The following is a 25061-nucleotide window of genomic DNA, read 5'->3' on the forward strand; positions in this document are numbered from 1 at the left end:
CCGCGGTCGGCTTCGTACCGCTCAGTCCTCCTCGCTCCCTTCCTTTCCCCGCACCGGCGCCTCCGCGAACAGTTCCGCGAAGTGGTCGGTCAGCCGCTGCACCGAGTCCTCGGGAGCACGCTCCTCCACCGGCCCGTCGGGCAGCGGACGGTGGAGCACGGACAGTCCCGCCTCCCCCTCGTCGATCCATCTCCGAACTGCCCCGGCGTCGCGTCCCCCGTCCGGGGCGATCACGTCGTACATGAGCGTCGCGGCGGCGGCGTTGACCGCCTTGGCAAGGGCGTTCGCTTCACGACCCGTCCGTACGACGCCTCGCCTCAGCAACCGGACCAATGCCTGTGCCGTCGGCCGGTGGTCGATGACTTCGAGTCTCAACGCCGTGTTCAACATGTCCTGGTTGCCACAGGCCACGACGACCGGTTCGTAGTCCGGCCCGTTACGGAAGAGTTCGGCCGACCACCACAGTCGAGCGAATGCCTGTTTGTAGTGAGGACCCTTGAAATAGCGAGCGTTGACGGTCTTCTTCGAGTCGGAGAGGTGCCTCCAGACGACGAAGTCGGGAGCCACCCCGAGGGCGAGGTAGTTCCACAACGCGGCGTCCGCGGCCTCGGCACGGGTGAGGCGGAGAATCGCGTGCAGGCGCGGGGCCAACCAGGCATCCGCCGCCGTAGGGCGTTCGTCCCGGTGAAGGTACATGACGTCGTCGATCAGATCTCTGATCGCGCGAAGTCGTCGGCGAGGGCTCTCGGGGAGAGGTTCGGCGGACTGGTTGAGAGCGATGGCGGGGACGTTGTCCTTCCCGGACAGCAGGCCGTCCGTGATGAACGGGGTCGCCTCCTCGTCCGCGAGCCGAGCCAGGTACTCGGGCAGGTGTTCCGGCCGCTCCGTCATTCCTCGTCCTCACGCTTGAGCTTGTCCAGGCCACGGACGGTCTCCAGAAGTGCCCTGGGCACATCTGCCCGGCGCATCGCCGCGTACTGGATACGCGGCTGCAGTTCGCTCCATCCCGTCGCGCCCACGCGCCGACGATGCACTTCACGCAGCGCGTCCTCAAGAGACCTGTCGGGCACGACATCGGGCAGCATTTCCCTGAGCACCTCGCCCTGCCAGCCGTGCGGGAACAGCGGCGTGCCGTCGTCCTCGATCTCCAGGTCGCCGATGGCCGAGTGGAAGACGGCGATCCACACATCGGCGGCCATCTGACACACGAGCAGTTCGTTGACGAGAGCTTCAGGTCCCCGTCCTTCGGCCCCGAGCAGGTCCGCCATGCCCTCGAAGTCGGTGTTGATGTGAACGGTGGGCAAGGCTGCCGAGGGGTTCACGACCCATGGAACATCGCCGAATCGTTGCAGCCATCGTGGTCCTCCGGAGAACCCGAGTTCCTTGATGTCGAAGGTCAACTCCCGAGTCGGGACGTCGCTCCTCACATCGACGATCCAGTCGTCGGCCGCCTCCCCGATGATCCGGCCCGGTACCCCATCGACGGTCGCCACAACCTGCACTGTCAGCGCGGCGCGGTCGAAGACGTCGGAGCGCAGTAGTTCCAGTTCTCCTCGCCATTCGCGTCCGCCCTCCTCCTCGGCGGCGAGGCGGGCCGTGACACGGGTATTGGTCGCCCGATCCGTCAGCACCGCGACCACCGCGACGTCGGACCACGGTCCACTCGGATCGGTGGCCCTGGACGGAACGGTCGCCGATACGGTCAACGTCGCGGTCTCCCAGTCTTCTGTCTCGGCCAGGCCAAGAGCGACGGCTCGTTCGACCACGGAGCGCGCCCGGGAGTCCAGCTGCTCGCGAGACTGCTCGGGTGCCTTGACCCGCGCCGCGTCCACCCTCAGCGAGACCGTGCCACGCAGACGCGGATACGGGAACACCTTCATGACCGCGCCTCCCCCTCACCGGTGCGCAGTTCGACGACGAGACCGCTGAGACTCGTCCGGACTGCGTGTGTGGTGGGGTCGGTCACGCCCCGGAACGTGGCGGAGCGCGCACTCTCGGAGAATCTCAGAGTGCCCTCCACCACTTGGCAGTTGTCCACTCCCACCAGTTCGCCCCAGGCGATGTACGGACGCGGCCCTGAGCGCACCTCGAACTTGGCGACCGGAGTGAGGCGCCAGTCCTGGCCGCCGGCCGGAATCCTGATCTCACCGACCACCTGCCAGGCCCCGCTGTCGAGCACTTGCGCGTTCAACTCCTCCAGCACGGGCATGGTCGCCGCTGTCAGTCGGGGCTTCTTCTTCCTCCCGCCCACGGTCAGCGTCCGGACCAGGCGCCCTCCGCTTGGTCCGGGACCCTTCTTGGGCCGGGTGACCAGCGTCTTGATCGCCGTATGCGTCTCTCTTGTGAGCTGGTTGATCCGCCGGTACGCCGAGGGAGAGTAGGTGAGCGTCAGCTCCTCGGTCCGGCCCCACTTGTTGTGTTCCGGGGGTTCGGCGGCGCGCAGGAACGAGTCCGCCTCGGTGGCGAAGGGGGCCTGAGGACCTGCTGCCTCGCCGGTCAGCAGCACGGCCTGGAAGGGGTTGACGGCCAAGGGCAGCCCGGGAACAGCGGCGTCCCGGACCGTCATCCGGTTGCCGCGCATCGTCACGATTCGATTCGGTCGGCCGTCCGCGTCCTCGGCGTCCGTCACGAGGAGCACGGCACGATGCACTCCCAGGGTGGCTCGTCCGCGGCCCTTCACAGGCAGGTTGAGGGGCACCGTGGTCGCGGCCACCTGCCCGACCTCCGTGTGCTGCTCCACCGTCGTGCCGTCGAGGAACGCCTTCAGGGCTCGCGTCCGGGAGGGCTGCACGGTCGACGGATCGACGCGCTCCTCGGGAATGACGACGTCGCCGTTGCGCATGGTGCGCACGGACGCCTCCAGGAGAGGGAGCCGGTCGCCACCTCCTGTCATCGCGGCCCAGAAGTTCTCGCCGAGGGCCTGCACGAGCCGGTGATGCATCCGTTGGATGCTGTCGTCGTCCTCGCCCTCATCGCTGTCGGGTGCGGAGCCGTCGTCCACGAGGCTCGCCACGTCATGGGCACCCACGATCAGGAACGAAGTTCCCGGCTCGCCGCTTTCCCTTGTCAGGTGAAGGGACTCGACGGTCTCCTCGTCGGCCCACCAGGAACGCGCGACTCGGGCTCCGGGTGAGTCGGGGTCGGGTCGTCCGAGCCATGCCGGCCCGGCCCACGGCTCGCCGTCCACTCGGCGCCACGGCAGATCTAGGCGTCCGACGAGACGGCGCTCGGTCCGCCCCTCGTGCGATTCGGACAACGTGGAATTCATGATCACCAGACCGAGTCTGCTGGTGGCCCACAACGTGGCTTTCCCCAGCCCGTAGGAACCACCGGAGGAGCCTCCGGACTTGTGGCTGTCGAGCTGGCGCCTGACGACTGCGGCGAACCGGCCGTCCTCGTAGTCGTCGCCCGTCAGGCCCGCCGCGTTGTAGTCGTCCACCCGCAACAGCACCAGACGGTCGTGCTCGTACATGTCACGCAGGCCCGCGTCGATGACCCGGCCCACCTTCTGCTCCTGGGCCGCCGCAGCTTCGTAGTGCGGGAAGAGCGCGTCCCACTGGATGGCCTCACGGAACCTGGCGAGCGTCTCGCCGGTGAGTTCGTGCAGGGTATAACGCACGCGAACGGGACGTCCGTCTGCGGTGAGCCGCTCGTCGAGGCTGTTCTGGCAGGTCTCCCGCGCCAACACCGACACATCGGCGTCGAAGGCGAACGCGGCGGCGTTGCCCAACTCCCGGCCGCCGTCCGCGTGCCCGGGTCGGTGGTACCACCCGACGGGAAGGCCGGCTCGGGTGTCCGTGGTGCGGGTGTGCACCGTGACCAGGTCGGTGTTCAGTGCCCGAGCGATGCGCTCGATCGTTTCGGGACGTGGCGTCGCCCGTCCGGTGATCCACGCCGAGACGGCCGCGCGCGTGACGTCCACCGTCTGGGCCAACTCGGTCTGCGACATGTCGGCGAGCTTCAACTGCCGCCCCAGCCATGGACCGAAGTCCTCGCCTGCTTCCATGGTCACCTGCTCTCGGGTTCTTCTCCGTCTGTGTCGGACAGCGTCGCCACTCTACCCATCATTTGACAGCGAGGCCCCTGTCAAAGGTCCTTTGACAAGCCGGTCGGGCAATCAAGGATTGACCTCATGCCGGAATTCCTCCGAAATCAACCCAGTTGATCGGAATGCCCGCCCTGGAATGTCCACACGAACCCACTTGCGGATCCTCGATTCGGCTGCGTAGGGTCTCATGCGGCGCGTTCGGCCACAGAAAAAACCATTCTTCAATGCCATGGCGGAAGCATGTCGTCCGCCGGACCGCGCCCTTCGACCGCGTCACAGAGAACCGGCGTGGAAACCTGCACCCGGCTCGGATCTTCCCCCGTCTCCCGACGCCCCCAGGGAACGGCACAGCATTCATTGCAGAACCGTCCCGCGTCGCGAAAAAATCGATGCGTCCCGCCGGAACCAGAACTCCCGAAACCGCGTCACCCCCTTCACCCACATACCCCTGGAGACCTGGCGTAACGTCACATCAGATGCTTTCGACCCTTTGCGGTCCTCTCGCCCGTCCCTGTGTTCGCGTCAGGTCATCGCCCCGGATCGGAGTTTCATGCCGCCCGAACTGCCCCCCGTGCTACGGACCGTGGTCGATCAGTCCGCACGCGTTCTTCAGACCTATGAGGTCGATCCAGGGCTCATTCCGGAACACGCGAACGGGGAGAGGCGGATCACCCAGGGCGGATACGGCGACCGCCAGCTTTTCGAGTTGGTCCAGAACGCCGCCGACGAGATCGCCGCCGATCCCGGAGGGACCACGCACGTCGTTCTCACGCGCACCCATCTGTACTGCGCCAACGAAGGAGATGTGGTCACTCCGGAAGGCGCCGAGACGATTCTCCGAATGAGTATGTCGCGCAAACGCGGCGGCCAGATCGGACGTTTCGGAGTGGGTGTGAAGTCCGTTCTCGTCGTGTCCGACACTCCACAATTCTTCGGCCGGACCGGCAGCTTCGGCTTCGACCGCACCTGGTCGCACGACCGGATCAGGGCAGTCCCAGGAGTCGTGGAGCGACTCGGACGCGACTTCGAGGCACCCGTACTACGGATGGCCCGCCCTCTGGACGAGCAGCGGGAGCGCGGAGTCGACCCGATCCTCGACGAACTGCTGGCCTGGGCGACCACTGTCGTACGACTCCCGTTGCTGCCAGGGGCCGATGACCGGCTCGGCCTGGACATGCACGGCGGGCGGGCGCCCATCCGCGGCGAGGAACGCGAGGAGTTCCCCCTCGGCTTCCAGCTCTTCTCCCCGCACGTGTCCAAGGTCGTTCTTGAGGACCGCCGTCCCCGTCCGCTCGCCCGTCGCATGCTGACCACCGAACAGATCGGCGAGCTGCGCACCGTGGTCGAGGAACGCACGGGAAGACCCACGGTCACCGAAGGTTGGCGGGTCTTCGCCACCACCCACGAACCCGGCCCCGCGGCCCGCGCCGACGCGGGCGAACTGCACGACCGGCTCTCCCTCGAAGTGTCCTGGGCGACGCCCGCCCTGGAGAAGGATCCGGAGAGTGGGCTGTATGTCCGTCCCAAGTCGCGGCGCGGGCGCGGTCGTTTCTGGTCCTTCTTCCCCACCAAGTACGAGATGTCCCTGAGCGGATTCCTCAACGGTGCCTGGAAGACCAACGAGGACCGTCAGAACCTTCTCGACTCCTCTCCCTTCAACCAAGAGATGATCAAGGTCTCGGCCGCGCTGGTCGTCGACTCGCTCCCCCGGCTGGCCCCGCCCGAGGACCCCGCCGCACACCTCCCCCTGCTGCCCGGCCGGGCAAAAGAGTCGATCAGTTGGGCCGACGAGTTCCTGACCCGGGAGATCTGGGCGCGGGCCGCGGTCCGGCCGTCGCTGCCGGACCAGGAGGGGGTGTTGCGCGTGCCCACCGAACTGCGGATCCACCCCCGGTTCGACAAGGACCAGAGGCGGCTGGCCGGCTGGCTGTGGATGTGGCACGAGTGCCCAGGTCGCCCCGAGAACTGGTTGCATCCCGCCGTCGAGGCCGACGCGCTGCGGTCCGGGAAGGTCGAGCACGTCCTCGCCGCCGCCGGACACCGCAGGACCGACGTCCGTGAGTGGTTGGAGGCGCTCGTCGAGCGCGGCACCGCCGAGACGTCGGCGGTGGCGATCCGGATCCTGGCCGACATGGTCGAGATCGCCTCCTCGTACGCCGCGGAGGCCAGGAAGGCGAGGGTCGTGCTCACCGAGGAGCACGGCCTCGTCGCCCCCGTGCACGGCAGGGTCTTCCGCCGAGCCGAAGAGGGCGGTCTTCGCGAATCCCTGGTGTACGTGGTCGGCGCGATCGCGCGGGATCCGTCGCTCGCCCACGCGCTCGATGTCCTCGGCATCCGGGAGGCGGATGCCGAGGGCCGGTTCATCAGCGTCCTCGACCAGGGCTTCGACGCCTACGGCGACGCCGACTGGGAGCGGTTCTGGGAGCTGTTCCGCCAGGCAGGGGGGCGTCGTCTCGCGCGGCACGTGCAGGAGCGGGTCCCCGAACCGCGCAAGACGCTGCGTGTACGGACCGCGGACCGGAGGCTCCGTCCAGTGCGCGACTGCATGCTGCCGGGCCCGGTGGTCGACGCGGGGCGCGATCCGGGCATCGCCGTCGACCTCAAGTTCCACTCCGACGACCTCTCGTTCCTCCGAGAACTCGGTTTGCGAGAACTGCCCTCGACCGCGGAGCACCCGGAGGGCGAGGCATGGTTCGAGGAGTACCGGCAAGCGGTCCACGCCGCGTATCTGCGAGGGCTGGACGAGCGCACGCCGCGTCCCCAGCTCAACCGCATGAAGGTGGAGGGCTCCGCGATCGGCGGACCCCTGCACCTCTTCCGATCGCTGTCGGAGGAGTCTCGCGCCGCCTTCCTCAAGGCGCTGCCCGACGACGCTGTGGTGGACCACTGGACCAGACAGATCGGCGCGCAGACGGCCACCCGGCAGGCTGTGGTGTCGCCGATCCGGTGGATGCTCGGGAGGTACGGGACCGTGACCACCTCCCAGGGGATCAAGCCGCTGGCGGAGGCCGTCGGGCCTCAGTTGGCCGCGTACCGCGACGTGCTGCCGGTCGCTGAAATCTCGCCGGAGAAGGCGCGCAAGCTACGGCTGCCGACCACGATCGAGGAGGTGCCGGCGGACCGCTGGGCCACCCTGCTCGACGAGGTGTCCCGCAGCGAGGACGACGTCTTCGTCGGCTCCACCTACGTGATGCTGACCCGCTTCGGGGCCGACTTCCCCGAGGACTCGCTGACCCGTTGTCGGATCGGCGACGTCTGGAGCGCCCGCCACGATGAGGAGATCACCCTCGCGGTCGGCGCCGCCGAGTACCGGGCACTGCGGGCAGAACAGCTTCCCGCGCTCCTCGTGGCGACCCCGGGGGACGCCGAGCTGATGGTCGAGAAGTGGGGCATGCTCCGCTACGCCGACGTGATCAGCCGGGAGACCCGCGAGGTGCCGGAGGGCGACCCCGTACCGCTGGTCGAGCTGTTCCCCGCCCTGCGGCAGCGACTGAACAGCGGGAACCGGAACAGCCTGGTGCAACGGTGCACCGAGCTGGAGGAGGTCACCCGCACACCCAACGGAACGCACGCGTTCCCTCTGGACGCCGTGCGCCAGGACGGGACCGTGAAGGTCCGGGTGCCGCTGGAGCCCGAGGCGATACTGCGGTTGATCGACCGCGAGCTGGTGCTCGGGCTCGGCGCGGCCGGCTGCCGCGCCGTGCTGGAGCACCAGGAGCGGATGGCCCGGGACGGCGAGCTGAAGGCGGCGCAGCGGGCCGTGCGCGAGGCCGAGGACGTGGTGGCCAAGATCGAGCTGCTCGTGGGCGCGGACGCGCTCCGGGCCGGGCTTCCCGAAGGGCTGATGGAGGCCGAGCTACAGGCGACGGACGGGGTGGAGCCGTCGGGGCGTCGGATCGCCCAGATGGCGTTCAACGCGCACGGCGACGGGGTGCTCCAGCAGCACGCCCGGGACATCCAGGGGCGCTTCCCCAACGCGCCTGTCGGGTACGGGGGTTCGTCGGCGGCCGTCGCGTTCGTCTCGGATCTGAGGCTGCCCGTCGCCTTCGCCGGTTCGAGGACTCCGTCCCCGCCCTCGTCCGAGACGGTCGAGGGCCCTCGGGACTTCCCGAGCCTGCACGGCTATCAGGAGGACCTGGTCCGGAACATCTCCACCATGCTGGACCGGCTGGCCCCCCAGCGCGGCATGCTGTCCCTGCCCACCGGCGCCGGCAAGACCCGGATCACCGCCGAGGCCGTCATCCGCTGGGTCAAGCGGGTCGGCGACCTCGACGGTCCCCTGCTGTGGATCGCGCAGACCGAGGAGCTGTGCGAGCAGGCCGTACAGAGCTGGAAGTTCGTCTGGAGCAAGGTCGGCGCCGAGCGTCCGCTCACCATCAGCCGACTGTGGAGCGGCAACGAGGTCGGGGACGTCGTCGAGCACCCCCATCTGGTGATCGCCACCGACGCCAAGCTGGAGCGGTGCCTGGGCACCGACCAGTACGCCTGGCTGCGGCGGGCCGCGCTGGTGATCGTGGACGAGGCGCACACCGCCATCTCCAAGCGGTACACGGAGATCCTGGGCCGATTGGGACTCACCCAGTACGAGACCGGCCGGCATCTGCTCGGTCTGACCGCCACCCCGTTCCGCAACACCAACGAGGACGAGACCCGACGCCTGGCCGTTCGCTTCGGCAACAGGCGGCTCGACCAAGGGGTCTTCCCGTCGGGCGACCCGTACCGCGACCTCCAGGATCTGGGCATGCTCGCCCAGGTCGAGCACCACACCCTCGAAGGCGGCCGGATCGAGCTGACCCGGGACGAGAAGACGCACGCCGATCGCATGGCGATGCTCTCCCGCTCCGCCGAGCAGCGCCTCGCCGACGACCACGCGCGCAGCGGGCGCATCGTCGACTCGGTGACCGGTCTGCCGGACGACTGGCCGACGTTGCTCTTCGCCACCTCGGTCGACCACGCCAAGTATCTGGCGGCGCTGCTCAACGACCGGGGTGTGCCGGCCGCCGCCGTGGACTCGACGACCAGTACGCAGGACCGGCGCAGGCGCATCGAGAACTTCCGAAACGGACGCGTCCGGGTGCTCACCAACTACGGTGTCCTCACCCAGGGTTTCGACGCGCCCGCCACCCGGGTCGTGGTGGTGGCCCGCCCGGTCTACAGCACCAACGTCTACCAGCAGATGATCGGGCGCGGCCTGCGGGGGCCCAGGAACGGCGGCAAGGACACCTGCCTGATCCTCAACGTCAGTGACAACATCGCGAACTTCGACACCCGACTGGCGTTCACCCAGTTCGAACATCTGTGGAGCCGGACATGACCGACGCCTACCTCGACAGCCCCCCGCTCACCGCCGAGCAGCGCACCGTCGTCGACCAGCCCTGGAACGCCCGGGTCCTGGTCACCGCCGGAGCCGGGGCCGGCAAGACCCACACCCTGGTGCGTCGGCTCGACGCGCTGTGCGGGCACGAGGATCCCGAGCAGGCGCTGGAGGCGGCCGAGATCCTGGTGCTCACCTTCTCCCGGGCCGCCGCGCGGGAGTTGCGGGAACGGATCGCCCGGCACGGGGAGCGGGCCCGGCGGGTGCGGGCGCAGACGTTCGACGCGTGGGCATACGGAGTCCTGCTCGGGGCGTATCCGGACGGCGAGTGGGGCGCGGTCGGCTTCGACGAGCGGATCTCGGCGGCGACCCGGGCGGTGGAGAAAGGGGCGCTGGAGGCCGGCGACGCCGTCCCGCCCGCCCATGTGGTGATCGACGAGGTGCAGGATCTGCTGGGCGGGCGCCGGGAACTCGTGGAGACACTTCTCGACCGGTACCAGGACAGCAGCGGTTTCACGGTCGTCGGCGACGCCGCCCAGTCCGTCTACGGGTTCCAGATCGAGGACGTGACCGAGCGCGCCGACGAGACCGGACGGTTCTTCGACTGGCTGCGCCTGTCGTACCCCGACGACCTGGTGGAACTCCGGCTCACCCGGAACTTCCGGGCCGCCACCCCCGAGGCCCGGATCGCGCTCGCGCACGGTCCCCGGCTCCAGCGCGTCACCGACGCGGACGAGGCGGCGACACGCTACGAGGAACTGCGCGACCTGCTCCTGGACCCGACGAACGGGATGGGCGAACTCACCGACCCGTTCACCCTGGACGGCCTGCGCAACCTCTCCGAGACCTGTGCGATCCTCACCCGCGACAACCGCGAGGCCCTGGTGGTCTCCGACCTGCTCCACGAGCACGGGTTGGAGCACCGGCTGCGCCGCCCCCTGGAGGAGCGGCCGGTGCCGTACTGGGTGGCCGAGTTGCTGCGCCGCACCGGGGCGAGCGGCCTCACCGAGGACCGGTTCCGTTCCCTTCTCGCGGAGATCCCCCTGCCGTACGAGCCGAACGCGTCCGCGTTGTGGACGGTGCTGCGTCGCGTCGCTCGGGGCGGCGGGCGCGACACGCTCGCCCCGGACCGGCTGCGTCGCGCGGTCGCCGAGGGCGGGTTCCCCGACGAGGCGGCCGACCCGGAGACCGGCCGGATCGTGGTCTCCACCGTGCACCGGGCCAAGGGCCTGGAGTTCGACCGGGTGATCGTCCTGACCCCGCCGACGGTCGCCGAGCTGCGCAAGCGGTACAAGGACGCGGCGGACCTCCCCGCCGAGGCCCGCGCCCTCTACGTGGCGATGACGCGCGCCCGCCAGGATCTCCACCACGCGGTCCCGCCCGAGTCGCCGATGTTCAGGAGGGCGGGGGACCGGAGGAACGGCCGCCGGTACGTGGGGGGATGGCGGTCGTACGACCGGTTCGGGATCGTCGCGGAGGCCGGGGACGTCTGCCAGGACAACCCGCCCGGTCACGGGACCGACGCCGTGGCGACACAGGCACACCTCCTGGAGCGGGTCGGCCCGGGGACGGCGGTGGTGTGGCGCAAGCGCCACGACCTGCCGTTGGGCGAGCGGCAGAGCCCGCCGTACGCCCTGATCCACGAGGGGCGGGAGATCGGTGAGGCGTCGGAGCGGTTCCGGGAGGAGCTGTTCCAGGTGCAGAAGGTGAACCGGACGTGGGACCCCTGGTGGCCCGACGAGATCCACGGCCTGCGGATCGACACGCTGGAGACCCTGACGGGCAGCACCGCCGCCGGTGCCAACGCGGGCCTCGGTGACCGAGGTGTGTGGATCGCCCCCCGGATCACCGGCATCGGGCGGTACCGACGGGCCGACGACGACAAGGAGCAGCGCGCATGACGCACGGGGCGGGACGACACGCCGAGCACTACCGGGTCCGGGACGAGGATCTCCTGGTGGGGCTCGGTCGGGAGCTGCTGGGCCCTGCGGTGGACGCCGATCCGGCCGACCGGGACGAGGTGCTCACCCAGGACGCGCCGATCGACCGCTATCTCACCGGCGTCCTGTACCCGCGAGCGGCGGACCGGGCCGCGCGGCGCCGGAAGGGCGAGGAGCACGCCCAGCTGGACGGTCTGGACGCCACCCCGCTGCTCACCCGCGACGACGTCGAGGATTCCGGCACCACGCAGGACACCGGCGCCGCGACGGACCGTCGTCCTTCCTCGATGGGTCTGACCTTCGCGGTCGACCCGGCCGTGTGCGACACGATCGTGGTCTCCGCGCGAGCCGCCGTCTACGAGCCCATCGACGCCGACGGCAGCCCGACCGAGGCCCGTCGCGCCGAGGCCCGCACCACGGCCGACCAGCGGGAACGGTGGCGGCGCCGGGAACTCGACCTCCCGGACCGGTCGATCGTCGTGACGGCGCCGGTCGAACCGATCGAACTCGCCCCGGAGGCCGGGCTTCACCTGACCGTCCGGCGTCCCGATCCGGCCACCGGCACGGTCACGATCACGGTGACGCTGATCAACCCGCAGCGGGTCGGCGAGTGGGATCTCCAGGACGCGTTCTCCCTGTTCCAGTGCGGTCTGACGGTACGCGCCGCCGACGGCTCCACCGTGTTCGTGGAGCGCCCCGCCCCCGCCGCGGCCCACGATCCGGAGATCGCCACGAGCCGGCTGTTGCACCGGCACGCCCCGACCTTCGCCGTCGGTCACGGCTGCGCCGCCGCGTGGGACTGGAGCCCGCCGCCGATCGGCGTGACCGACACCGTCCGGGCCGCCGTCGCCGAGGTGCGCAGCACCTTCGTGCCCACCGTGGAGGTGTTGCTCACCGACTCCAACCCGGACATCGACAGCTCGGCGCTGTCCATGCTGGGGCTGGCGGAGCGGTCCGACGCCGAGGTCCTGGCCGCCCTGGAGGAGCTGGCCACGGGCTACGAGCGCTGGATCGACCGCAAGGAGGCCGAGGCGGAGGCCCTGACGGGCGACACCCACGAGAAGCCCGCGCGGGAGCGGGTGGCGGCCTGCCGCGAGGCACTCGACAGGATCCGCGAGGGGATCGGGCTGCTGGGGACCCGCTCCGATCTGATGAGGGCGTTCCGACTGGCCAACCGCGCGATGGCCGACCAGCGGGCCCGCAGCGCCTGGGTGAAGGGCGGACGCGTCGGATCCCCCGATCCGGGCGCCGGGCGCTGGCGGCCCTTCCAGATCGCGTTCGTGCTGCTCTGTCTGGCCGGCATCGACGACCCGGAGCACCGCGACCGGCGGGTCTCGGACCTGCTGTGGTTCCCCACCGGTGGCGGCAAGACGGAGGCGTATCTCGGGCTGATCGCCCTCACGTCGTTCCTGCGCCGCATCCGCAGGGGTGCCGACGGCGGCGGGGTCACCGTCCTCATGCGCTACACGCTGCGGCTGCTCACCCTTCAGCAGTTCGAGCGCGCGGCGATCCTGCTCTGCGCCATGGAGAACATGCGGCGCGGCACACCGGAGCTGGGACGGGAGGAGTTCTCCGTCGGCATGTGGGTGGGGCGTTCGGCCACCCCGAACACGCTCGCCGACGCCGGCCTGAAGCTGGACGAGCTGCGCAGGAGCCTCGACAAGCGCCTCGCCACGGAGAACCCCGTCCAACTGCACGCCTGCCCCTGGTGCGGGACCCGCCTCGACGCCCGCGACTACCAGGTCGACCTGAACGCCGTGCGGATGCGGATCCGGTGCCCCGGCGCGGGCTGTGCCTTCGCCGACGGCCTGCCCGTCCACCTGATCGACGAGGCGATCTACGCCGCCCGGCCGACGCTGGTGATCGCCACCGTCGACAAGTTCGCCTCGATGCCGTGGCGCCCGTCGACGGCCGCGCTCTTCAACCGCGACGACCCGACCGACGCCACCCCTCCCCCGGAACTGATCGTCCAGGACGAGCTGCATCTGATCTCCGGCCCGCTGGGCACGCTCACCGGCCTCTACGAGACGGCGGTCGACGCCCTCGCCGGCCGCCCCAAGGTGATCGCCTCCACGGCGACCATCCGTCGCGCGGCCGACCAGGGCCGTCATCTCTTCGCCCGCGAGGTGCGGCAGTTCCCGCCCGCCGGTCTGGACGCCCGCGACTCGTGGTTCGCCGTGGAGACACCGCGCGAGGAGAAGGCGACCCGCCGCTACGTCGGTCTGCTGGCCCCCGGCACCAGCCAGTCCACCCTGCTGATCCGCACGTACGCCACCCTGCTGCACCGTGCCCAGCGGGCGGACACCAAGGACGAGGTGCGCGACGCGTACTGGAGTCTCGTCGGGTATTTCAACAGCCTGCGGCTGCTCTCGGCGGCCGAACTCCAGGTGCATGACGACGTGGTGGCCTATCTGGAGCTGCTCGCCGAGCGCGAGGGCGGGGCGGTGCGCTCCGTCGCCAACTACTCCGAGCTGACCAGCCGGATCGACGCCAGCGAGATCCCCACCCGGCTCAAGGGCATCGAGAAGCGGCTTCCGGACGAGGACACCGTGGACGTCCTGCTCGCCACCAACATGATCGCCGTGGGGGTGGACGTGGACCGTCTCGGTCTCATGGCCGTGATGGGGCAGCCGCAGACGACCGCCGAGTACATCCAGGCCACCAGCCGGGTCGGCCGCGCCCACCCCGGGCTGGTCGTGGTCATGCTCAACTCAAGCCAGGCCAGGGATCGTTCCCACTACGAGAGCTTCCAGCATTACCACTCGGCCCTCTATCGCGAGGTCGAGTCCACGTCCGTCACCCCGTTCTCCGCCCGCGCCCGCGAGCGGGGCCTGCACGCGGTGATCGTCGCCCTCGCCCGCATCCTGATCCCGGCGGCCCGCGAGAACAAGGACGCCGGCGCGGTCGAGTCCTACGAGGATCTCCTCCGGGACTCCATCAAGCCGCTGCTCCTGGACCGGGTCCGCGAGGTCACCCCGGAGGAGACCGAGGCAGTGTCCCTCGCCTTCGACGAGTTCATCGCCTGGTGGCTCGAAGCGGCGGACATCCACAACAGCCTGGTCTTCGAACCCCAACGGGGCAGTCGTGCCCCGTCGCTGCTGAGGGCGTACGACGACGAGTCGGAGCGCGCCCAGGCATGGTCCACGCTCTGGAGCCTGCGCGACGTCGACGCCGAGTCCGCCCTGTTCATGGAGGGAACCCGATGACCCCGCCCCCCGCCCCCCGTCGGCGGACCGGCGCGAAGGGCGCCGCACCCGCCCAGAATCTCCCGCGCCGCGGCACCGTCCGCCGGGCCCAGGCGATCACCACGTACGGCATGGGATCGCTGATCGCCGTCGACCACGAGTCCTTCGTCGTCTCGGGGCTGGACGGGGCCGAGGAGAGCTGGAGCAGGGACGAGTCCCCGCGGATCCACGAACGCCGGCTGGCCCGGGTGCTCGGCGTCGCCCATTTCCGACTTCCTCCCGCGTCCGACGACAGGAGCAGGGACGGGCTGCGCGTCCGGCGCTTCCCCCTCATGCACTCCTGCCCCGAGTGCACCGAACTGCGGCGGCACCGGGACTTCAACCCGCCCGTCGGCAAGAGCGTCTGCGGCGTGTGCGAGGTCGAACTCGTCCCCTCGCGTTTCGTCGTCGCCTGCGAGGCCGGGCACCTCGACGAGTTCCCGTACTGGGAGTGGGTGCACCGCTCCGCGGAGCGCGGTGCCGGCACGGCGGGCAGGTGCGGGGGGACGCTCCGGCTGCGCACGTCCGGACGCACGTCCTCGCTCCGCTCCATCCTCGTCTCCTGCACCTGCGGGCGGGCCCCCGAGGTCTCGATGGAGGGTTCGTTCCGCAGGAACGCGCTCAGGGATCTGGGCCTCACGTGCCGAGGCTCCCGCCCGTGGCTCGGCACGTCCGCCACCCAGGGTTGCGGATCCGCCTTGCGTACGCTCCAGCGCGGTTCGTCGGCGGTGTGGCAGCCGGTGCTGAAGTCGGCGCTCTCCATCCCGCCGTGGAGCGACGGCCGGGCGGATCCGCTGGCGGAGCACTGGGACGCGCTCCGCTCGTACGACCGGCGGGAGCACATCGAGATCTATCTCCAGGGCGCCTTCCAGGGACAATGTCCCGTACCGCTCGACGAGGTGATGGCCCTGCTCGACGCGGAGCGCGAGGAGGACCCGGCCGACGGTTCCGACGCCACCTTCGACCACCGTTACCGCGCCTTGCGGGAGAAGGAGTACGAGCGTCTGCGCTCGGGCAACGACGAGCGCGAGCACTCCCACGACGAGCAGTTCGTCTGCGAGACCCCGCTGGGCGACGGGAGCGTGCTCGCTCCGCTCGGGATCACCGGCCCGATGCTGGTCAAGAAGCTCCGTGAGGTACGCGCCCTGAAGGCGTTCACCCGGCTCTCCGATCCCGACTCGACCACCGGATCGAAGGAGATGCCGCTCTCCGAATCCCCGCTGCGGTGGCTCCCGGCCATGGAGGTGCGCGGCGAGGGGGTCTTCCTGCGGCTGGACGAGGACCGACTCGACGCCTGGGAAAGGGCGCCGGCCGTGGCGGCCCGGATCGAGCGGATGCGCACCGCCCACCAACGGGTGCTTGAGCAGCGGGCCGGCGACCCGAGCCTGGTCGTCCCCTCCCCGGCCACCCCACGCATGGTGCTGCTGCACACGCTGGCCCACGTCCTGATCACCGAGTGGAGCCTGGAGGCCGGTTACCCGTCGGCGGCCCTGCGAGAGCGGCTGTACGCGGCCGAGGACATGGCCGGGGTGCTCGTCTACACGGCGACGAGCGACTCCGCCGGCAGTCTCGGCGGTCTCGTCGCCCAGGGCGAACCGGACCGCCTCGACCGTTCGATACGCTCCGCCGTCCAGCGCGCCGAATGGTGCTCCTCCGACCCGCTGTGCGTCGAGTCCGAGGCGTCCGGAACGGGCGGCACCAACCTCGCCGCGTGCCACGCCTGCGTGATGCTCCCCGAGACGAGCTGCGAGCACAACAACATCCTGCTCGACCGCGCGCTGCTCGTGGGCACCCCGGAGGACCGGGAGCTGGGCTACTTCGCGGCACTGCTGGACGGCTGACGGACGGCTACCGGGTACCGGGTGGTCCGTCGCCGGTCCGGCAACGCGGGCAGTGGCACGGGGGCCAGCGGAGGGAGTCGGCGAGGGTGAGGGGTCCAGGACCCGGCCGGTAGACGCGTGTCCGGGTACGGTCCACGCGCTCGCCGTCGGGCCGGACCCGATACGTCTCGATGGTCATGCGGGAGGCGCCCGGAGCGGGCGGGGTACCGGCGTTCACCGGGTGGCCTCGCCGTCCGGGGTGCGCTGGATGACAGCCTTGAGTACGGCGGAGAGGGCCCGCTGGAACTCGGGGCTGTGCGCGATGGCTTCGTGTTCGGGGTCGGTGTACTGCCAGGTGTGGCACCCGGGATGACCGGCGTACAGGATGCACGCCTCGTCCTTGGGGGTCGGACCGGACAGGGTGTTGCAGTCGGGCACGACCCGGAACGCGTCGGGGCGCCGGCCGTCCGCCCACTGGGCCCACACCTCGCCCTCGCTCGCGTCATCCAGCTCCCACGCCAGGTCGTGGTGACGGCCCCCGGAATGCTCCTGGAGCAGGCAGCGCAGCACCGGCCGTACGTTGCCCGGGGTGCTGGAGTCGTGGACCGACGCGAACATCTCCGCGATCAGACCGACCGGCATCAACGCGGTGGCACCACACACCCGAGGCCGGGGCCGGGGTTGTTTGATCAGCGAGACCACACCGCACCCCCCGCCGCCGCATCCCGAACCCACGAGCCCAACACCCTTGGCAGGGTGCCCACTTCGCCCACGTCGCCGTTGTCCACGCGGACCACTCCTCTCCGTAGCGGTTCCACTACCGGGTGGAGTCAGCGTGGGGTAGAGTGGCGGACCAATCAAGTTGGCAGGGGAGAAGGAAGGGTTGGTCATCCCACCTTGAATCGCAAGGAGTTGAACCCAGAGAGCAGCCCCGAAGCTGCGTACGGCGCCCGTTTACGCAGCTCACGAGAGGCGCGCGGCTGGACCCAGGAGGAGCTTGCCGCCCTCACGGGATATTCCAGTCAGCACATTTCGGCGGTGGAAACTGGTCGCAAGCCTCCGACCCGGCGTTTTTCGCGGAGTACGGATATCGCCTTCGGCCTCGAAGGGACCACAGACACGTTCGAGCGCGCGGCGGACGAGATCCGGCACGGCGCGCATCTGGAAGGCTTCCCCGAGTATGTGAAGCATGAGGCGCGGGCCACAGAGATCCGGCTGTTCGATTCGGGGCTGATCCCCGGATTGCTCCAGACACAGGAGTACGCGACGGCCCTTGAGGCGAGCAACGTAAAGCGAGGCTCCATCACGGCCGAGCAGGCCGAGGAACGGGTCACGTTCCTGATAGAGCGGCAAGCCGCCCTGGCTCGGCCGCTGACCCCGCTGTTGTTCGCGGTGCTGGACGAGAGCTGTATCCGTCGGCCTATCGGGGGGCTTGAGGTCATGGATCGGCAGTTGGCGCACTTGGTCGAGTTCGCGGAGGAGTCGAACACCGTGCTCCAAATCGCGCCCTATGCCATCGGCGAGGCTCGGCCGTTCAACAGACTGGTCAATCTACTGACCCTGTCTGATCGCTCCGTGATCTCCTACGTCGAGTCGCAGACGCACGGGTACATGGACCGCGAAACCACCGCCGTGGTTCCGCTGTTGAGGGCCTACCATCAGATGCAGGCACACGCGCTCTCCCAAGCGGCATCTGTGGACATGATCACTCAGGCACGAAAGGGCACCCCGTGACGACCGACTCTCGCTCTCTCCGTTGGGTCAAATCCTCGTACAGCGGCAACGGCGGTTCCTGCGTCGAATGGGCCCCGTCGAACGCGTCCGCCACCGGCGTCGTCCCCGTCCGGGACAGCAAGCGCGCTGACGGTCCGGTCCTGATGCTCTCGACCGGAGCGTTCGCCGGACTGGTGACGTTCGCCCGCAACGCCGACGTCGGCTGAGTCTCTTCGAACTCGTGGACCCCGTCCGGTCGCCATACCGGGCGGGGTTCCCGCGTTCCGGGGTCGAGCACTCGTCCGCCGCGGGAACCAATGGAAAGTTCGCAGGTGCGTCGGCAAGCCTGACCTACGCGGCGCTCGACATCGCCCGTCGGCTCACCTAGACCCAAGAGCAGCGCGAACCCCGTCAAGGATCGAGTGCGCCCCCTGGTCGATGAGCAGTGCGGCCAGGGCGGCGCCGAGCTTTTCCGGCTCGGCGGACGGGCCGGTCAGCGTCTCGGCGACCCGTACGCGTCCGTCCAGCGACGTGACTTGACCCGCGAGGGAGAGTTCCCCGGTCGGCAGCGTCTCGGCGTACGCCCCCACGGGCACCGAACACCCGCCGTGCAGCTCGGCGAGCAAGGCCCGCTCGGCACGGACCGCGGCGTCAGCGGACGCGTCCCCCACCGTGGACAGCATCGCTCGCAGACGGGCCGAGTTGTCGTCCATGCGGACCTGAATCCCGAGTGCCCCTTGCCCGGGGCTCGGCGGGAACAGGTCGAGCGGCAGTACGTCCCCGATCGCGTCATCGAGCCCGAGCCGGCGGAGCCCCGCGACCGCGAGGACCACAGCGTCAAGGCCCATGGATTCGATCTTCTTGAGGCGGGGCGGGACATTCCCACGGATCGGGACCACCTCAAGGTCGGGTCGCACCGCAAGGAGCTGGGCAACCCGCCGAGGGGCCCCTGTGCCGACGTGGGCCCCCTTCCGTAGCTCCGCGAGCGTGGATCCGCACAGAGCGTCGCGCACGTCCTCGCGGCCGGGCGGAGCCAATAGCGTCAACCCGGGCGGGTTCGCCGTAGGAAGGTCCTTGAGCGAATGAACGACCACGTCGACGTCGCCCCGGGACAGGGCCGCTTCCTGCTCGCTGCTGAATGCCGATCCCCCACTCACGGCGGACACGGCGGACAGGGCCGACTCACGGTCTCTGTCGCCCCCTTCCACGATCACGCGATGCGTGAAAGTGACCTCGGGGAACCGCTCACGCAAGGGGCGCAGATACTCGCGAACCTGTGCCTTGGCGAGACTGCTTGCACGGGATCCGACGAGGTACGTGGTCACGGTGGCCCCATTCCGAAGGGTGGCACGGTCTCACCAGGCTATGAGCCTCGCCCATGTGCTCATGCAGACACCGGGTCGGAATCGGCGCATCGCGCACCCACTTGTGCGGGGCATCCGGATCATGTGCACTCCCGGGCCGGAAGCATGACCGCAAGACGGGGCAGTGCTGGCCGATTCAAGAGGTCGTCCCGCCGTTCCCTGTGTACGTTGCCCGAATGGCTGACGCTGACACGGATGGTGCCCGGCTGGGGAAGGAAGCCGCTCGGCGGCTCGCGGCGATTCCCGGGTGCGAGATCGCGGCCGGACTGAGCGAGGCCGAGTTCCGCAGGATCGAGAGCACGTACGGTTTCGAGTTCGCCGCCGATCACCGGGCTTTCCTCGCCGAGGGGCTGCCCGTCGTCGCCCCGGCCAAGCGCGGGGCGGTCTGGGAGGAGCCCTGGCCCGACTGGCGCGACGGCGACCCCGAGGATCTGCGGTACCGGCTGGAGTGGCCCGCCCGGGAGGTACTGCGCGAGGTGGAGCTGGGCGGCTGGCATCCCAGGGCCTTCGGGGCACGTCCGCGCAGTGCGCGGGCCGCCGTCGACATGGCCCGCCGCAAGCTGGCCCAGGCCCCCGTCATGGTCCCGCTCTACGGTCACCGTTTCCTGCCTGCCGGGGCGGGATCGTACGAGCATCCCGTGCTGTCGATGTGGGGCACCGGCATCCGGTGCCACAGCGACCACCTGGTGGACTACGTCGAGCGGGAGTTCGGGGGGCTGGACGACGGGGGGCCGTGGGATCCGCTGCCCACGGTCGCCGTCTGGTCGGACTTTCTCTAGCCGAAGCCGACGATCCTGCTCTCCTCCGGGCTCCTCCGGGCTCCTCTAGCCGGTGAAAGGTTCCGGTCCCATGCGGCCCCACGCCACGAACACCGCCAGGGCGAAGTAGCCGACATTCACCAGCACGAACGCCGACTCCCCGCGTCGGCCGTGGGTGATCATCGCGCCGATCATGAGCAGGATCCAGCAGCCGGCCGTCACCGGGACGAGCGTCGGCGCGATGCCGGTGACGGCCGGCAGGATCAGCCCCGCCGCGGCGAGCAGTTCGACCACCCCCAGCGTCTTCACGAACCCGGCGCTCACCTCGCCGGTCCAGCCCCCGCCCGGCGCGGCGGCCAGCTTCTCCCTGGGCACGAACGCCTTGCTGACGCCGCCGGTCAGAGCGACGGCGGCGAGCAGTCCGGCGGCGATCCACAGCGCGAGATTCACATCAGCTCCTGGGTCCTGGAAGGTCTCCGGGTCTCTCCGGGTCTCTCCGGATGTCTCCGGATGTCTCCGTCTTCCGCCGCTACGACGAGGCAGGCGTCGCCGCTGTGACATACGGGACCGGAGACATGCCCCGGGCCGGGCTCAGTCGCCGTCCGGCATGGCATGGCATGGCATGCCGGTGATCGTGCGCCGGGACTGGGCGAGGCAAGGTCCGTCGGGGTGAGCGCGGGGGGCGCCCGAGGGGCCGCCGCGACCCGCGCGTTAGCCTCGAAGCCACACACCCTCGCTCTCAGGAGGCACCGATGGCCAAGGTCCCCAGCGCGCTCGTCGCCGCGAGCGGACTCGTCGGCGGGTACGGGGTCGCCCGCTGGACCAAGAAGCGCGAGCTGGGCGGGGTCGTGCTGGCCGTCGCGGGCGCCGCAGCGGCCGCCCAGTGGCGGGCGCGGGCCGGCGGGACGGCCGCGGGCGCGCTGACCGCCGGGTACGTCGTCGCGTTCGGGGCGTCCCACCCGCTCGCCAAGAAGGTCGGCGCCTGGCCCGCCGTGTTCGGCGTCGCCGGAGCCGTCGCCCTCGCCTCCTGGGCCGTCGCCGACCGACGGGCCTGAAACCGGATCAGGCCCCGGATCAGGCCCCGGACCAGGCCCAAGCACCGGCCCAGGCCCCGGCCCACTCACCCCCGGCGGTCACCAACCGACCGACGGGCCTGAACCACCCCGGTCCCCGGTCCCCGGACGCCCTCACCCCGCCCGAAACGCCCTCCGATACGCCCGCGGACTCGTCCCCACCACCCTGCGAAACCGCTCCCGGAACGCCGTCGGCGACCCGAACCCCGCCTGTCCGGCGATCCGCTCCACGGAGTCCGACGTCGTCTCCAGCAGATGCTGCGCCCGCCGCACCCGCGCCCGGTGCAGCCACTGCACCGGCGTCGTCCCGGTCTGTTCCCGGAACCGGCGGTTGAGGGTGCGGGTGCTCATGCCCGCCCGCGCCGCGATCTCCTCCAGGGCGAGATCACGGTCGCAGTGGTCCTCCATCCAGCGCAGCAGCGGTTCCATCGTCGCGCCCGCCGGGGCCGGCGGCAGGTCGTGCACGATGAACTGGGCCTGCCCGCCCTCCCGTTCCAGCGGCATCACCGCCATCCGCGCCGCCTGCGCGGCCACCGCCGAGCCATGGTCCCTGCGCACCAGGTGCAGACACATGTCCAGCGCCGCCGCCGCGCCCGCCGACGTCAGGAACTGGCCGTTGTCGACGTACAGCACCTGGGGGTCGACGGTCACCCTCGGATAGCGCGCCGCGAGGTCCGGCGCCGCGAACCAGTGGGTCGTCGCCCGCAGCCCGTCCAGCAGTCCCGTTGCCGCGAACAGGAACGCCCCCACGCACACCGACGCGATGCGCGTGCCGTTCGCCGCCGCCGCGCACAGCGCCTCCGTGACGCCGGGCGGCAGCACCTCCGGCGGGTCCTCGACGCCCGGCAGCACGATCGTGTCGGCCTCGGCGAGCAGTTCGAGCCCGTACGGCGCCCGGATCGTGAACGGGCCCGCCCGCACCTCCTCGCGCACCGAGCAGACCCGCACCCGGTACGCCTCCCGCCCGTCCGGCAGCCGCGCCCAGCCGAACACGTCGATCGGCGCCGAGAGGTCGAAGGGGACGACCCCGTCCAGTGCGAGTACGGCCACGGTGTGCATGGCCCGAGGGTAGGGGCAGGGCGGGGGGCCTGGCGAGAATCCGTTGATGCATGGCACTCTCGCCACTTCTCCCCCGCCCCGGAGCTGCCTAGCCTCGGTGCCCGTGACCAAGTTCCTGCTCTCCGTCCATGTCCTCGCCGCGATCATCGCCATCGGGCCCGTCACCGTCGCGGCCAGCATGTTCCCGCCCGCCGCGCGCCGCGCCCTGGAGGCGCCGGACGACCCCGGGGCGACCGGGACGGTGGCGCTGCTGCACCGGATCTGCCGGGCGTACGCCGCTCTCGGCATCGTCGTCCCGGTCTTCGGGCTGGCCACGGGCCTGGCCATGGGCGTGCTCGGGGACGCCTGGCTGATCACGTCGATCGTGCTGACGGGGCTGGCCGCCGCCGTCCTGCTGGCCCTCGTCCTGCCCCGGCAGGAAGCCCTGGTGGAGGGGGCGGGGACACGCGAGACGACCGTACGGCTGGCCATGTTCACCGGGATCTTCAATCTGCTGTGGGCCACGGTGACGGTGCTGATGATCGTCCGACCGGGGTCGACCACGGGCGCGTAGCGGGCGCCGGATCGCGTATGCCGGGTTCCGGATCGCCTGTGCCGGTTCCGGATCGCCCGTGCCGGGTACAGGATCGCCCGTGCCGGGTGCCGGATCGCGCCTGGCGGGCAGGGGCCGCTCAGCCCTCCGCCCCCTCCGCGCCCTTCACCCCATCCACCCCATCCACCCCCTCCACCCCATCCACCCGATGGCTGAGCACATTCACCACCCACCCATTGGGCGCCCGCACGAAGAAGCGCCGCACGCCCCACTCCTCGTCCCGTATCCCCCGTACGACCTCCGCGCCCGCCGCCCGCACCTGTGCGTACACCGCGTCGACGTCCTCGACCTCCACGCTCAGGTCGGGGACGACGGGCGCGGTGCGTTCCTCCGTGAAGAAGCTGATCTGGGCGGTGGGCTGGGTGGGAGAGGCGAGGGTCGTCACCCAGCCCATGTTCATGACCTCCGCCAGGCCGAGCAGGCCGTAGAAGTCACGGTGGGCCCGCATGGACTCCTCGGACGCCACCCGGACATTCGGCACGACCCTGCGCACGCTCATCAGGACCAGCCCCTTCACCCGCACCCGGACAACCGCGCAGCTGCCACAGCCACGCATCCGGACAATCACGCACCCGGACCACCCCGTACCGAACCACCCCGCATCCGGACAATCACACACCCGGACAATCACGCACCCGAACCACGCTCACGGCACCGCATCCTTCGGTCCCGTCATCGTCGCCGACACCACTGACAACGGCGTCGCGATGTCCTCCAGCGACCTGCGCTCGGCCTTCACCGCCAGGAACGCCGCCACCAGACCCGCCGCGCACATCAGGCCCGCGCCGATCCGGAAGGCGAGCGCGGTGTCGCCGACCACGCCGGACGCGGTGAGGTCGGCGAACAGGAGCGGTCCGCTGATGCCCCCGGCGGCCGTGCCGAGGGCGTAGAAGAAGGCGATGGCCATGGCGCGGGTCTCCATGGGGAAGATCTCGGAGACCGTGAGATACGCGCTGGACGCGCCCGCCGAGGCGAAGAACAGCACCACGCACCAGCAGGCCGTCATCGTCACCGCCGACAGCGAGCCGCGGTCGAAGAGCCAGGCCGTGCCGAACAGCAGCAGGCCGGAGACGATGTAGGTGGAGGAGATCATGATCCGGCGGCCGACGGTGTCGAAGAGCCTGCCGAGCAGCAGCGGGCCGAGGAAGTTGCCCGCGGCGATGACCGCGAAGTAGTAGCCGGTGCCGCCGGTCGGCACATCGAAGAACGTGATCAGGATGGTGCCGAAGCCGAAGGTGATCGCGTTGTAGAGGAACGCCTGGCCGATGAAGAGCGACAGGCCGAGGACGGCCCGCCGGGGATAGCGGTGGAAGACGGTCCTGGCGACCAGGCCGAAGCCGATGCTCTTGCGCTGGTGGATGGTGATCTCACCGGCCGGCGGCGGCAGCGGCTCGCCTCTCTCCCGCTCGATCTCGCGCTCCACGGAGGAGACGAGCGCCTCGGCCTCCGTGCTCTTGCCATGGATGAACTGCCATCGTGGACTCTCCGGCACATGCCGTCTGACCAGCAGGATCACCAGGCCCAGGACCACCCCGAGGGCGAAGCTGAGCCGCCAGCCGAGGTCCTTCGGAAAGATCGCGGTGTCCAGCATCACGATCGACAGCAGCGCGCCGCCGATCGCGCCGAGCCAGTAGCTGCCGTTGATGATCAGATCCACCCGGCCCCGGTAGAGGGACGGGATCAGTTCGTCGATGGCGGAGTTGATGGCCGCGTACTCGCCGCCGATGCCGAAACCGGTCAGAAACCGGAAGAGGAAGAACCACCAGGACTCGAAGGACAGCGCGGTCAGCGCGGTGGCGCTCAGATAGACCACCAGAGTGACCATGAACAGTTTCCGGCGGCCGTGGCGGTCGGTGAGCCAGCCGAAGAACAGCGCGCCCGAGCAGGCGCCGGCCACATAGAGCGCGGCGGCGGTGCCGGTCACCTGGGCGGAGGTGATGTCGAGCCCGCTGCCCTGCTCGGCGAGCCGGCCGGCCACATTGCCGACGATGGTCACTTCCAGCCCGTCCAGGATCCAGACGGTGCCCAGGCCGATGACGATCATCCAGTGCCAGCGCGACCACGGCAGCCGGTCGAGACGGGCCGGGACGGCCGTGGTGATGGTCCCCGTCTCGGCGGGCACGGCATCCGGCGACGAGGGCTGTGCTGCGCTCATG

Annotated in this window: 18 protein-coding genes; 9 read left to right on the forward strand and 9 right to left on the reverse strand. The window is 70.3% G+C overall.

The genetic code is table 11. From position 1 onward, the window contains the following. Positions 1–21: 21 nt before the first annotated feature. From ACFRFC_RS03555 to ACFRFC_RS03565, 3 genes are read right to left on the reverse strand one after another with little or no spacing between them, the layout of a single operon-like run. Positions 22–891 carry a DUF6339 family protein gene (locus ACFRFC_RS03555; RefSeq protein ID WP_382681446.1) on the reverse strand — a complete coding sequence of 290 codons (870 nt, stop codon included), beginning with the start codon at positions 889–891 and terminating at the stop codon, positions 22–24. Further along, positions 888–1880, reverse strand: coding sequence for a hypothetical protein (locus ACFRFC_RS03560; RefSeq protein WP_382681443.1), 993 nt, complete (start codon positions 1878–1880; stop codon positions 888–890). Before ACFRFC_RS03560 ends, ACFRFC_RS03555 begins: the two co-directional genes overlap by 4 nt. Continuing rightward, on the reverse strand, positions 1877–4006 hold the full coding sequence (locus ACFRFC_RS03565) for a helix-turn-helix transcriptional regulator (RefSeq protein ID WP_382682063.1): 2130 nt from the start codon (positions 4004–4006) through the stop codon (positions 1877–1879). Before ACFRFC_RS03565 ends, ACFRFC_RS03560 begins: the two co-directional genes overlap by 4 nt. A 592-nt stretch (positions 4007–4598) precedes the next feature. Here ACFRFC_RS03565 and ACFRFC_RS03570 point away from each other — a divergent pair. Genes ACFRFC_RS03570 through drmB form a run of 4 tightly spaced genes read left to right on the forward strand, consistent with a single transcriptional unit; the run spans position 4599 to position 16367 of the window. After that, a complete protein-coding gene (locus ACFRFC_RS03570) occupies positions 4599–9362 on the forward strand; it encodes a DEAD/DEAH box helicase (protein WP_382681440.1) in 4764 nt (1587 codons plus the stop codon). Continuing rightward, a complete protein-coding gene (locus ACFRFC_RS03575) occupies positions 9359–11263 on the forward strand; it encodes a UvrD-helicase domain-containing protein (protein ID WP_382681438.1) in 1905 nt (634 codons plus the stop codon). The genes ACFRFC_RS03570 and ACFRFC_RS03575 overlap by 4 nt, the downstream gene beginning before the upstream one ends. After that, positions 11260–14508, forward strand: coding sequence for a helicase-related protein (locus ACFRFC_RS03580; protein ID WP_382681436.1), 3249 nt, complete (start codon positions 11260–11262; stop codon positions 14506–14508). The genes ACFRFC_RS03575 and ACFRFC_RS03580 overlap by 4 nt, the downstream gene beginning before the upstream one ends. Further along, positions 14505–16367: a DrmB family protein gene (gene drmB, locus ACFRFC_RS03585; RefSeq protein ID WP_382681433.1), complete on the forward strand. Its 1863-nt coding sequence runs from the start codon at positions 14505–14507 to the stop codon at positions 16365–16367. Before ACFRFC_RS03580 ends, drmB begins: the two co-directional genes overlap by 4 nt. Positions 16368–16580: 213 nt before the next feature. Here the strand turns inward: drmB and ACFRFC_RS03590 are convergent, their stop codons facing one another. Further along, entirely contained in the window at positions 16581–16988 is a 408-nt protein-coding gene (locus ACFRFC_RS03590; protein ID WP_382681431.1) for a hypothetical protein, read from the reverse strand. 255 nt (positions 16989–17243) lie between these two features. Between ACFRFC_RS03590 and ACFRFC_RS03595 the strand changes: the two genes are divergently transcribed. Then, complete coding sequence (locus ACFRFC_RS03595; protein WP_382681428.1) at positions 17244–18080, forward strand: helix-turn-helix domain-containing protein; 837 nt, start codon at positions 17244–17246, stop codon at positions 18078–18080. Continuing rightward, positions 18077–18286 (forward strand): DUF397 domain-containing protein, encoded by a 210-nt coding sequence (locus ACFRFC_RS03600; RefSeq protein ID WP_382681425.1) that lies wholly within the window; start codon positions 18077–18079, stop codon positions 18284–18286. The genes ACFRFC_RS03595 and ACFRFC_RS03600 overlap by 4 nt, the downstream gene beginning before the upstream one ends. Positions 18287–18439: 153 nt before the next feature. Here the strand turns inward: ACFRFC_RS03600 and hemC are convergent, their stop codons facing one another. Next, positions 18440–19384 carry a hydroxymethylbilane synthase gene (gene hemC, locus ACFRFC_RS03605; protein ID WP_382681424.1) on the reverse strand — a complete coding sequence of 315 codons (945 nt, stop codon included), beginning with the start codon at positions 19382–19384 and terminating at the stop codon, positions 18440–18442. Between the two features lie 215 nt (positions 19385–19599). Here hemC and ACFRFC_RS03610 point away from each other — a divergent pair, with 215 nt between their 5' ends. Next, positions 19600–20202 carry a hypothetical protein gene (locus ACFRFC_RS03610; protein WP_382681422.1) on the forward strand — a complete coding sequence of 201 codons (603 nt, stop codon included), beginning with the start codon at positions 19600–19602 and terminating at the stop codon, positions 20200–20202. A gap of 45 nt (positions 20203–20247) precedes the next feature. On the opposite strand, the gene ACFRFC_RS03615 is transcribed toward ACFRFC_RS03610, so the two are convergent. Further along, the gene (locus tag ACFRFC_RS03615; protein ID WP_382681419.1) at positions 20248–20631 is read right to left on the reverse strand and encodes a DoxX family protein; all 384 of its coding nucleotides are present in this window, start codon (positions 20629–20631) and stop codon (positions 20248–20250) included. A gap of 302 nt (positions 20632–20933) precedes the next feature. On the opposite strand from ACFRFC_RS03615, the gene ACFRFC_RS03620 reads away from it, so the two are divergent. Beyond that, positions 20934–21236 carry a hypothetical protein gene (locus ACFRFC_RS03620; protein ID WP_382681416.1) on the forward strand — a complete coding sequence of 101 codons (303 nt, stop codon included), beginning with the start codon at positions 20934–20936 and terminating at the stop codon, positions 21234–21236. A gap of 132 nt (positions 21237–21368) precedes the next feature. Here ACFRFC_RS03620 and ACFRFC_RS03625 read toward each other — a convergent pair whose 3' ends face one another. Beyond that, positions 21369–22313: a GlxA family transcriptional regulator gene (locus ACFRFC_RS03625; RefSeq protein ID WP_382681414.1), complete on the reverse strand. Its 945-nt coding sequence runs from the start codon at positions 22311–22313 to the stop codon at positions 21369–21371. A 103-nt stretch (positions 22314–22416) separates the two neighbouring features. Here ACFRFC_RS03625 and ACFRFC_RS03630 point away from each other — a divergent pair, with 103 nt between their 5' ends. After that, a complete protein-coding gene (locus tag ACFRFC_RS03630) occupies positions 22417–22866 on the forward strand; it encodes a hypothetical protein (protein WP_382681411.1) in 450 nt (149 codons plus the stop codon). 118 nt (positions 22867–22984) lie between these two features. Here ACFRFC_RS03630 and ACFRFC_RS03635 read toward each other — a convergent pair whose 3' ends face one another. Together ACFRFC_RS03635 and ACFRFC_RS03640 are read right to left on the reverse strand one after the other, a co-directional pair. After that, on the reverse strand, positions 22985–23404 hold the full coding sequence (locus ACFRFC_RS03635; RefSeq protein ID WP_382681409.1) for a VOC family protein: 420 nt from the start codon (positions 23402–23404) through the stop codon (positions 22985–22987). 147 nt (positions 23405–23551) lie between these two features. Further along, positions 23552–25060, reverse strand: coding sequence for an MFS transporter (locus ACFRFC_RS03640; protein ID WP_382681406.1), 1509 nt, complete (start codon positions 25058–25060; stop codon positions 23552–23554). Position 25061: the final 1 nt, after the last annotated feature.

Origin of the sequence: Streptomyces sp. NPDC056734, assembly GCF_042790455.1 — a bacterium.
In the GTDB taxonomy this organism is placed as follows: domain Bacteria; phylum Actinomycetota; class Actinomycetes; order Streptomycetales; family Streptomycetaceae; genus Streptomyces.